This is a genomic window from Nonomuraea sp. NPDC001636 (genome assembly GCF_040298265.1).
GTDB lineage: Bacteria > Actinomycetota > Actinomycetes > Streptosporangiales > Streptosporangiaceae > Nonomuraea.
Genome location: NZ_JBEOZT010000081.1, coordinates 1 through 3,387 on the forward strand (window position 1 = coordinate 1; position 3,387 = coordinate 3,387).

1 protein-coding gene is annotated in these 3,387 nt (G+C 68.7%); it reads left to right on the top strand.

Annotation, left to right across the window (positions count from 1 at the left end):
• The first annotated feature begins 139 nt into the window (after nt 1-139).
• Nucleotides 140-3,352: a phage tail protein gene (locus ABT158_RS51045; protein ID WP_352366728.1), complete on the top strand. Its 3,213-nt coding sequence runs from the start codon at nt 140-142 to the stop codon at nt 3,350-3,352.
• The last annotated feature ends 35 nt before the right edge of the window (nt 3,353-3,387 follow it).

Genomic DNA, 3,387 nt, shown 5'->3' on the forward strand with positions numbered 1-3,387 from the left:
CGGCGACCGCGCCCTCCTGTGGGCCCGGTCCTGGCGCTGGCTCCGCGTCCGGATCCTCGGCCTGCTCTCCGCGGAGACCCGCATCCAGCGGCACTTCGCACCACCCGAACCCAAGACACCGAAGGGGGTGCGATAGCTCATGGCGCTCACCGTCGGCGAACTCGTCGGAGTCCTCCGCGCAGATGACTCCGGCTGGCGGTCCGGCCTTGCGGCCGCCCGCCTGCGCATGCGCGGCCTCGCTGTCGACGCCAACGGCCAGCTCCGAGATCTGAGGGGCCGGTTCGTCACCGAAGGCGAGGCCGCCGGGCGGGGATGGTCGGACGGCATTCGACACCACGCCGGCATCGCAGTCACCGCGCTGAAGAAGATCGGCCCGGCGGCAGCGAGCATCAGCCTCGGTCTGCCGGCGGTCGCTGCGCTGTCGGCGGCCCTCGGCGGTCTGGCTGCCGGCGCTGTCGCGGCGGGTCTGGCGGTCGGGGCGTTCGGAGCCGCGGTGAAGCCGCAGTTGGCGCTCATGCAGGAGTCGTCGGCGGCGGCCGACAAGCTCGCGAAGGCGCAGGAGAACGAGGCCCGGAAGAAGGCCCTGGCCGACAAGCTGAAGAAGGAGGGCTCGGACCTCGCGACGAAGGCCGCGAAGGCCTACACCACCGCGCGCCTTGCCACGAAGGACGCTGAGGCGGCCTACCAGCGGCAGACGGCCGGCATGCCGAAGGCCACCCGGGACGCGGCCCTCGCGCAGGCCAAGCTGAAGGTGGCGACCGAGGAATGGTCCACGAGCCTCTCGGACACGACCATGCCCGTCTTCACCAGGGGCCTGGATCTCCTGCGATCGCTGCTGCCGACCCTCACGCCGTTCGTGAAGGCGGCGGCCAAGGCGCTGGGCGACATGCTCGACCGGGTCGCGGTCGGCGTGAAGGGCGCCAAGTTCAAGGAGTGGGCTGCCGACATGGCCGCCGCGTCCGGGACGTCGCTGGCCAACTTCATCAAGGTCATCGGCAACCTGGGCAAGGGGTTCATGGGCCTGATGCAGGCCTTCCTGCCCACTTCCCTCACGGTCACCGGCGGACTCGTCACGATGACCCAGGCGTTCGCGGACTGGGGCACCAGCCTGAAGGGCTCGGAGGGGTTCGCCAAGTTCCTTGAGCTGGCGGGACAGGGCGGCGGGACATTCCTGAATCTGGCCAAGGCTGTTGGCGCGCTCCTGGTCGCCGCTGCGCCCCTCATGGGCGCGCTCACCCAGATCGCCAACGCCATCGCCACCGTCATCAACAACACTCCGACCGACGTTCTCACCGCGATCGGTACCGCGCTCCTGATCGTGAAGGTCGGGATGATCGGGTACGCCGTCGGCGCCAAGGCCGTGGCGCTGGCGAACACCATCATGGCCAGCAGCGCATGGGTCGCGATCGCGGGCTGGTTCCGCATGCTCGGCGTCGGGCTGATGGTGTACGCGCGGCTGGCTGCTGCTGCGGTGCTGTCGGCCACGCGTACCGCGGCGGCATGGGTGGGCAGCGCGCTGGCGTCGCTGGCGACGTTCGTGGCGCAGCTGGCTCGTACGGCGGTGACTGCCACGGCGCACTTTGCGCTGATCGCGGTCCGTTCTGTTGCTGCTGCGGCAACAACGGCGGCCGCGTGGACGGGTGCGGCACTGGCGTCGATGGCGACGTTTGCGGTGCAGATCGTCCGGACGGCCACGATCGCGGTCGCCCAGTTCGTCCTGATGGCGGGCCGGGCGGTCATCTGGGCCGCGACGATGGCCGCTCAGTGGCTGATCGCGATGGGCCCGATCGGCTGGGTCATCGCGGCCGTGATCGGCCTGGTGGCGCTGATCATCGCCAACTGGGACAAGATCAAAAAGTACACGGGGATCGTCTGGGACTGGCTCTGGACCAAGATCAAGGCCATCGGCAGCTTCATCCTGAACTACGTCCTGGGCTGGAAGATCGTCTCGTACTTCCTGGCCCACTGGGACCGCATCAAAAGCGGCGTCGCCTCCAAGGGTGCCCAGCTCCTCGGCTGGTTCAAGGCGTTCCCGGGCCGCATCACCAGCGCCCTCGGCAGCCTCGGCAACCTGCTGTACAGCAAGGGCGTCAACATCGTCCAGGGCCTGTGGAGGGGCATCCAGTCCATGGGCGGCTGGATCAGGTCTCAGATCATGAGCTGGGCCAAGGCCGTGATCCCTGGCCCGATCGCCAAGGTGCTGGACATCAACTCACCGTCCAAGGTGACCGCGAAGCAGGGGCAGTGGATCGCCCGCGGTCTGGTCGTCGGCATGACGGCCGGGATGAGCCAGGTCCGGTCCACGGCCACCAAGATGGCCGGGATCATCATCGACGCCACCACGGTCAAGCTCACCCCGAAGAAGAAGGGCAACACCAGGAAGCAGAACCGGGCGATCGACGCGCGCAACAAGCAGCTGCTCCAGGCCGCCGGCGCGCAGCGTTCCAAGGCCCTGAAGATCCTCAACACCGGCACCAGCCAGCTCCTGAAGCTGACCGGCCGCGAGGAACTCGTGGCCACCAGGCTCAAGGCCGCGAACAAGTCCCTTCAGGACCAGATCAAGGCGCGCAACACCCTCGCGGCGGACGTGAAGCAGGGCGTCCTGGACGCGGCGGACATCACCCAGACGTCGGACCAGGGCGGCACCACCGCCACTTCGATCTGGGCGAACCTCAACGCCCAGCTCCAGAAGGCCAAGACCTTCGCCACCCAGCTTGCGACCCTCCGTAAGAGGGGGGTCAGGGCGGACCTCATCGCGCAGATTGCGCAGGCCGGGGTGGAGCAGGGATCCGCGGCGGCTGCTGCTCTGGCAACCGCGTCGTCCGGGCAGATCGCGCAGATCAACAGCACGCAGAAGCAGCTCGTCGACGCTGCCACGCAGGCCGGCACCACTGCCGGGGACGCCATGTACGGCGCCGGAATTCGCGCGGCGCAGGGCCTCGTCAAGGGGCTCCAGGCGGAGCAGTCCGCGATCGAGCGGCAGATGCTCACGATCGCCATCGGGATGCAGAAGGCCATCAAGAAGGCCCTCGGCATCAAGAGCCCCTCCAGGGTCATGGCGGCGGTCGGCCGGTTCATCCCGGCCGGTCTGGTCAAGGGCATCGAGGCGGGCCGCTCTGCAGTGGACACGTCGATGGCGAACCTGGTGAAGCCGCCACCCACGGCCGTACCCGGCGTCGGCATGAACGGGGCGACAGGGCCGACGACATACGGGCGTTCCGGTCAGCCGATCGTCATCGAGTTCAAGTCCTCGGGCACCCCACGAGGCGACTACCTCGTCCAGGAGCTCCGCCAGGCCGTCAAGACCGGCGGCGGAGACGTCCAGGTCGTCCTCGGACAGCGAAGGAGATAGCCATGGCGTTCCCGGACACACCCCTCGGCGTGACC